Origin of the sequence: Ensifer sp. SSB1, assembly GCF_016652895.1 — a bacterium.
GTDB lineage: Bacteria > Pseudomonadota > Alphaproteobacteria > Rhizobiales > Rhizobiaceae > Ensifer.
In genome coordinates, this window is the sequence record NZ_JAEPRP010000031.1 from 31,603 (window position 1) to 38,359 (window position 6,757).

General features: G+C 62.2%; 6 protein-coding genes. 3 read left to right on the forward strand and 3 right to left on the reverse strand.

Going from position 1 to position 6,757, the window contains the following annotated elements; translation table 11 throughout:
• Positions 1–27: 27 nt before the first annotated feature.
• Positions 28–1,512, reverse strand: coding sequence for a nucleobase:cation symporter-2 family protein (locus I8N66_RS10535; protein WP_113540994.1), 1,485 nt, complete (start codon positions 1,510–1,512; stop codon positions 28–30).
• 336 nt (positions 1,513–1,848) lie between these two features.
• Between I8N66_RS10535 and I8N66_RS10540 the strand changes: the two genes are divergently transcribed.
• Positions 1,849–2,304 (forward strand): hypothetical protein, encoded by a 456-nt coding sequence (locus tag I8N66_RS10540; RefSeq protein ID WP_162768958.1) that lies wholly within the window; start codon positions 1,849–1,851, stop codon positions 2,302–2,304.
• 109 nt (positions 2,305–2,413) lie between these two features.
• Here the strand turns inward: I8N66_RS10540 and I8N66_RS10545 are convergent, their stop codons facing one another.
• Positions 2,414–3,319: a LysR family transcriptional regulator gene (locus I8N66_RS10545; RefSeq protein WP_291153286.1), complete on the reverse strand. Its 906-nt coding sequence runs from the start codon at positions 3,317–3,319 to the stop codon at positions 2,414–2,416.
• A 155-nt stretch (positions 3,320–3,474) separates the two neighbouring features.
• On the opposite strand from I8N66_RS10545, the gene I8N66_RS10550 reads away from it, so the two are divergent.
• Together I8N66_RS10550 and I8N66_RS10555 are read left to right on the forward strand one after the other, a co-directional pair.
• The gene (locus tag I8N66_RS10550; protein ID WP_291153288.1) at positions 3,475–3,843 is read left to right on the forward strand and encodes an antibiotic biosynthesis monooxygenase; all 369 of its coding nucleotides are present in this window, start codon (positions 3,475–3,477) and stop codon (positions 3,841–3,843) included.
• Positions 3,844–3,979: 136 nt separating this feature from the next.
• Positions 3,980–5,158: an MFS transporter gene (locus I8N66_RS10555; RefSeq protein WP_113541057.1), complete on the forward strand. Its 1,179-nt coding sequence runs from the start codon at positions 3,980–3,982 to the stop codon at positions 5,156–5,158.
• 94 nt (positions 5,159–5,252) lie between these two features.
• On the opposite strand, the gene I8N66_RS10560 is transcribed toward I8N66_RS10555, so the two are convergent.
• The coding region (locus I8N66_RS10560) for an ABC transporter substrate-binding protein (RefSeq protein ID WP_291153293.1) at positions 5,253–6,757 on the reverse strand (1,505 nt) is incomplete at its 5' end.

Sequence of the window (6,757 nt, forward strand, 5' to 3'; positions counted from 1 at the left end):
GGCCGGGGCTTCGGTATTCTGGTCAGGTCAATGACTGTCGGCGAGCTTCGCGGCGTCGACGCAGGCAGAGTTTTCGATGCGCAGTCCGTTGAAGAAGGCGTTGAGCACCACCGCGGAGATCGAGGCAAGCACGATGCCGGACTCGATGATCGGGTGGATCGCATGTGGCAGCCACATCAGGTAGTTCGGCGCGATCAGCGGGATCAGGCCGAAGCCGACGGAGACGGCGACGACGAAGAGGTTGTTGCGCGACGACTTGAAGTCGACGGTCGACAGGATCCGTACGCCGGTGGCCGCCACCATGCCGAACATCACCAGACCGGCGCCGCCGAGAACGAAGGTGGGGACCGCCTCGACCAGCGCTCCCATCTTCGGGATCAGACCGAGCACGATCATGATCACGCCGCCCATCACGCAGACATAGCGGCTCTTCACGCCGGTGACGCCGACGAGGCCGACATTCTGCGAGAAGCTCGTATAGGGGAAGGTGTTGAACAGGCCGCCGATCATGGTGCCAAGGCCATCGACCCTGAGACCCGCCGTCAATTGCTGTTGCGACACCTCGCGGTTGGTCATTTCACCCAGCGCCAGGAACATGCCTGTTGATTCGATCATGACCACGATCATGACGAGCGACATGGTGGCGATCAGCACCGGATCGAAGATCGGCATGCCGAAGCGCAGCGGTGTGACCACGGCGAACCAGCCGGCATCGGCCACCCGGTCGAAATGCATCATGCCAAGTGCTGCGGCGACGACACAGCCGACGACGACGCCGGTCAGCACTGCGATGTTGCTGATCAGCCCGCGGCCGAAGCGCGCGATCACGAGAATGGAGACAAGCACGAAGGCAGCCAGCGCGATATGGCTTGGCTCCGCATAGAGCGGGTTCGGCACCGTGGCGCCCAGCACCAGGCCATCCGGCACCGCCGGACCACCGGTCGCCGCCACTTTCTTCAATTCAGCCAGCCACTCTGCGTGGGTTGGGTCGACAAGCTTCGGCGCCGTCGGGCCGAAAGGGTTACCGAAAATCCAGTTCACGCCCACCCGCATCAGCGAAACGCCGATGACGAGGATGATGGTGCCGGTGACGATCGGCGGAAAGAATTTGAGCAGCCTGCCCATCAGCGGCGCGAGCAGCAGCGCCACGAGACCGGCGCCGATGATCGCGCCAAAAATCATGCGTGCCCCCTCCTGCCCGGGTGTCATCGCCGCCATCGAGACCATCGGGCCGACGGAAGCGAAGGTGACGCCCATCATGACGGGAAGGCGGATGCCGATGCTGCGGCCGATGCCGAGCGACTGGATGATGGTGACGAGACCGCAGACGAAAAGGTCGGCGGAGATCAGGAAAGCGACGTCCTGGGGGCTGAGCTGCAGCGCGCGGCCGACGATCAGCGGTACCGCGACGGCGCCGCCATACATGACAAGCACATGCTGGATCCCAAGGGTGGCAAGTCTGCCTACTGGCAGCTTCTCGTCCACCGGGTGTATGCTGGAAACGTCGCTCATGGTTCCTCCTCCCATTACATCGACCAGTCCGGCTCCCCCGTCCTCCAACAGGGGAACCGCCATCTTCGGTTGTCGAGACAGAATGTCGCAAGTGTCGCCGGATCGAAAACACTTTCCGGAATCCGGGGGAAATTGTCGAGGGACAACTCAAGCGGGAAAACGCCCGAGATCGGTCATGGAGCGGCTATCGCGGCCAGGCATAGCGGGCACTGCCCGCAAACCCGCTGTCGGGGGCGGAATGATGTTAGCGATCATGCAACGTTGCCGCAATGCGAAACAGTAATGGTCCAATGCGCCGGAGCGAAATCCGGTGCCGTTCGTTTGGGATCCTGTTCGATGATTTCTTGGAGATTGACCTTCTGTTACCTGCCCGGTCTGATGCTCATGCTGGCGGTCGTTCTCTGTCCGGCAATCGTCAACGCCAGCAGCGCCAGCTTCCCGGGACAATGGCAGCAGGTTGCCTCAGGCACCGACGGCTGCGAGACCTGCTGGGTCGAAATCAGCCGAAACGGTCCGGTCCTCAAGGTGACGGGTAAGGACGGATGGTTCGCGGTGATGCATCTCGGGCGTGCCGGAGGCGGCTTTAGCGCCGAAGGGATCGGCCGCTGGAGCGAGGGCGGCGACAGCCACTACCGCGGTCAGCCTTTCGATATCCGCATCGCGCTTGTCGACAGGCACCTTTACATGGACATGACCGTGAAGATGGAAGACGGCTCGACCCGCGCGGTCAGGGCGATCTTCGACAAGCGCCGGTCGGCGAAAACTTCGCGTTTTCCGGTGATCCATTCCTAGCGTGTCATGCATTCGGAGGCGCGCTTCGATTTCGGAGCGCCTTTCCGGTTCTTTTGATTGCGCTTGAAAACGGCATGTGTCGGGTCACATCGACAGGTTGGTGTTGTTCCTATTGAGCCGATGGCCGAACCGGGGCGAAGAGGTTTGCGGCCATGAAGTCGACGAAGACGCGCAACTTCGGCGACAGGTGCCGGCTTGACGGCCAAAGAATGCGATAGCTGCCGCACTGGATCAGATGCCCTTCCAGCACCGCCACGAGCGCGCCGGCAGCAAGCTGCTCTCTCACCGTGAAATCCGGAAGGCAGGCAATGCCAAGACCCTGCTCGGCCATATGGATCAAGGGCTCCAACGCATTGGACACGGCCGTCTTCGGCAGATCGATGTCGAGCGGAGAACCGTCATGCGCGAGCGGCCATGGCTCGAGCTTGCCGGTTGAGGGAAACCGATGGTGCAGGCAGAGGTGATGTGAGAGTTCTTGCGGCGTCCGAGGTGTGCGATGGGTCTCAAAGTAGGCGGGTGAGCCCACCAGAACGGGGTGGTAGGTCCCGATCAGGCGGGTCATCAGTCTGGAATCGCCGATTTCGCCGGTTCGCACCACGGCATCAAATCCTTCGTCGATGACGTCGACGAGGCGATCGGAGAAGTCGAGGTCGATCTCGACGTCGGGATAGGCGCGCATGAAGGCCGTCAATGTCGGCATCAGCAACATGCCGGCCATTGGCAGGCTGACGCGCAGCTTTCCTCGCGGCGCTTCCTGGGTCTGCATCAGTTCTGTTTCTGCTGCTTCCACCTCGCAGAAAATACGCCGGCATCGCTCAAGGAAAAGCGAGCCTTCCGGCGTGAGCGTGACGCTACGCGTGCTGCGATGAAAAAGTCTGACGTTCAATCGGTTCTCGAGGCGGGCAATTGCCTTGCCGACGGCCGAAGGCGAGACGCCGAGTTGCGCGGCAGCCTCGGTGAAACTCCGCGCCTCGGCAGCACGGACGAAGGCATTGAGGGCTCCAAGACTGTCCACTTCAGGTTCCTTACGGGCGCCGGCATTATGGATATTTTTGTCCGGTATCATCGGAGTTGTAGCGCATTTTTCTCCGATTGGGAGCCGGGCATAGTCCTTCTCGCCGCCAATCCGCGTTCGCTACGCGGAAGGTCTGCGGCGACGAAGGAGAAAACATGCAGCAGCCACCTATTGCCGGCTTCAGTGCCGGTCCTCAGCCCACCGTGTTCATCGTCAACGTCATCCACGCGCATCCGGGCAAACAGGAGGAGGCCTTTCGGCTGATCCAGGATGTGGTGCACTACGTGGCCGCGCGGAAGGAAGGCTTCCTCTGGAGCAACCTTTCCAAGAGCACGGATGGCAAGACGGTCGTCAATGTCGAAGCGATCGCCGACGAAGGGAATGTCGGGGAGTTCTTTTCCGACCCGGTCTTCCTGGCGAAATTTCGCGCTCTCGATGCGGTCTCGTCCAGCGAGTTCCACACTTACCGTGTGGATGATCTCGTGCTTCCCCGGCGTGCCGTCGGCAGCGCCGATTCGAAGTAGCGCGGTGCTGCCTTAGCCACCGATGAGACACCAGCCCGGTGGCGCCTCCGCGATCTAGGGAGCCGCGTCGCCGGCCTTTCGAAAGACAGATCCCATGCCATCGACCGACTGCTTGACGCGATCCCGATCGGACGCGATGCGGGCACAAACTGCTGCGACCAGCGCGCGGCTTCCACTCTCCGGGCTGCTCGCGCTGGCAACCGCCGGGTTCATCACGATCCTGACCGAGGCATTGCCGGCTGGCCTGCTCCCGCAAATCGCGGCCGACCTGCGTATCTCGCAGGCAATGGCCGGGCAGATGGTGACCATCTATGCCATCGGTTCGCTGGTCGCTGCCATTCCGCTCGTCGAGCTGACCAAGACATGGCGACGGCGACCCCTGCTGATCGCGGCCATTTCAGGATTTGCGATCGTAAATACCGTGACGGCGCTTTCGCCGAATTATGCGGTCACGATGGCTGCCCGTTTCTTCGCAGGCGTTTTTGCCGGCCTGTTGTGGGCTTTGGCTGCAGGCTATGCGAGCCGGATGGTGCAGCCGCATCAGCAGGGTCGGGCGATAGCCATCGCAATGCTCGGCGCACCCGTGGCTCTCTCGATCGGCATCCCCGGCGGAACGTTCCTTGGGGATTTGACCGGCTGGCGATGGGCTTTCGCATTCCTGAGCATCATCACCGTGCTGGTCATTGGCTGGGCGCTGCGGGCCCTGCCCGATTTCCAGGGAGAACGAGCAGAAACGGCAAACAGGCTGTCGTCCGTGTGGCGATTGCCGGGTGTTCGTCCGGTGCTCTTCGTTACCTTCGCCGTCGTCTTCGCCCACAACATCCTCTATACCTACATCGTGCCCTTTCTTAAGCCTGCGGGGCTGAGTGGACGGGCAGACAAGGTCCTGCTTGTTTTCGGCGTCGCATCGCTCGTCGTCATCCCGATCATCGGTGCGATCGTCGATCGTCATCTGCGCGTGGCGACCGTCGCCAGTATCGCGCTCTTTGCAGCGGCTTCCCTTCTGTTCCTCATTCTCGGGGACCGGCCGGTTGCGATCTATCTCGGTGTCTTCGTCTGGGGATTGGCTTTCGGCGGTGCGCCGACGCTGTTTCAGACCGCCTCGGCAAAGGCTGCAGGTGCACATGCGGACACCGCGCAAGCAATGATCGTCACGGCCTGGAATGCCGCGATGGCCGGAGGCGGGCTGGTTGGCGGCCTGCTTCTTGCCGGCGTCGGCGCGACGATCTTCCCAGCCGCGTTGCTCGCGTGCCTTCTGCCGGCATTGATCGTGGCTTGGGCCGGCCGCCGCGGATTTCCTGCGCGCTTCCGATAGGCGTTTGCAACGAAAAACCGGGGCCGTTGCCGACCCCGGTGCCGCATCTCCCGAGGAGATGAGGGCCGCCCGTTTTGCAGGCGGCCGTGGTTTCTTACTTCTGCCAGCTCTTGACCAGATCGTCGTAGTTGACGGTCTGCGGCTTTTCCTTCTCGTTCTCGATCTTCAGCTGCGGAGCGAGGTTGCCCTTGGATACGGCGTCCTTGTTCCAATACTCGAGATCGTGCTCTTCGGCGAGCTTCGGACCGATGTCGCCCTGAACGCCCGAGCGTTCGAGACGGGAGAGAACCTTCTCCTGCTCGGCGCACAGCGAGTCCATGGCTTCCTGAGCGGACTTGGCACCCGAGGATGCATCGCCGATCGCCTGCCACCACAGCTGAGCCAGCTTCGGGTAGTCAGGAACGTTCGTGCCGGTCGGCGACCACTGCAGGCGGGCCGGCGAACGGTAGAACTCGATCAGACCGCCGAGCTTCGGAGCGCGGTCCGTGAAGCTCTTGTGGTCGAGTGTCGACTGGCGGATGAAGGTGAGGCCGACATGGCTCTTCTTCACGTCGACGGTCTTCGAGGTGACGAACTGCGCATAGAGCCAGGCGGCCTTGGCGCGGTCGTCAGGCGTGGACTTCAGAAGCGTCCAGGAACCGGCGTCCTGGTAGCCGAGCTTCATGCCGTCCTTCCAGTAGACGCCATGCGGGCTCGGAGCAAAACGCCACTTCGGTGTGCCGTCCTCGTTGACGACGGGCAGGCCCGGCTTGACGAAGTCGGCGGTGAACGCCGTGTAGGTGAACATCTGCTGGGCGACTTCGCCCTGCGAGGGAACCGGGCCCGATTCCGAGAAGGTCATGCCCTGGGCAGCTGCCGGTGCATAGGCCTTCATCCAGTCCAGATACTTCTGGATCGAATAGACGGCGGCCGGGCCGTTGGTGTCGCCGCCACGGGCAACGCACGAGCCGACCGGACGCGAGTTCTCGTCGACCTTGATGCCCCACTCGTCGACCGGCTTGCCGTTCGGGATGCCCTTGTCGCCGTTGCCGGCCATCGACAGCCAGGCGTCGGTGAAGCGCCAGCCGAGCGACGGGTCCTTCTTGCCGTAGTCCATGTGGCCATAGACTTTCTTGCCGTCGACTTCGCGGCCGGTGAAGAACTCGGCGATGTCCTCATAGGCCGACCAGTTGACCGGAACGCCGAGGTCGTAGCCGTACTTCGCCTTGAAGTCCGCCTTGTTCTTCTCGTCGTTGAACCAGTCGTAGCGGAACCAATAGAGGTTCGCGAACTGCTGGTCGGGCAGCTGGTAGAGCTTACCATCCGGCGCCGTGGTGAAGGACTTGCCGATGAAGTCGTCGACGTCGAGGTTCGGGTTGGTGACGTCCTTGCCTTCGTTGGCCATCCAGTCCGTCAGGTTGCGGGCCTGCTGGTAGCGCCAATGGGTGCCGATCAGATCGCTATCGTTGATGTAGGCGTCGTAGACGTTTTCGCCCGACTGCATCTGGGTCTGCAGCTTTTCGACGACGTCACCTTCGCCGATCAGGTCGTGGGTGATCTTGATGCCGGTGATGTCGGAGAAGGCCTTGGCGAGCGTCTTCGATTCGTATTCATGGGTGG

What these genes read in the sequence shown, in the direction of transcription:
- I8N66_RS10550 (WP_291153288.1), top strand. Translation starts at nt 3,475, where the DNA reads ATGCAGCAGCCACCTATTGCCGGCTTCAGTGCCGGTCCTCAGCCCACC.
- I8N66_RS10555 (WP_113541057.1), top strand. Translation starts at nt 3,980, where the DNA reads ATGCGGGCACAAACTGCTGCGACCAGCGCGCGGCTTCCACTCTCCGGG.
- I8N66_RS10535 (WP_113540994.1), bottom strand. Translation starts at nt 1,512, where the DNA reads ATGAGCGACGTTTCCAGCATACACCCGGTGGACGAGAAGCTGCCAGTA.
- I8N66_RS10540 (WP_162768958.1), top strand. Translation starts at nt 1,849, where the DNA reads ATGATTTCTTGGAGATTGACCTTCTGTTACCTGCCCGGTCTGATGCTC.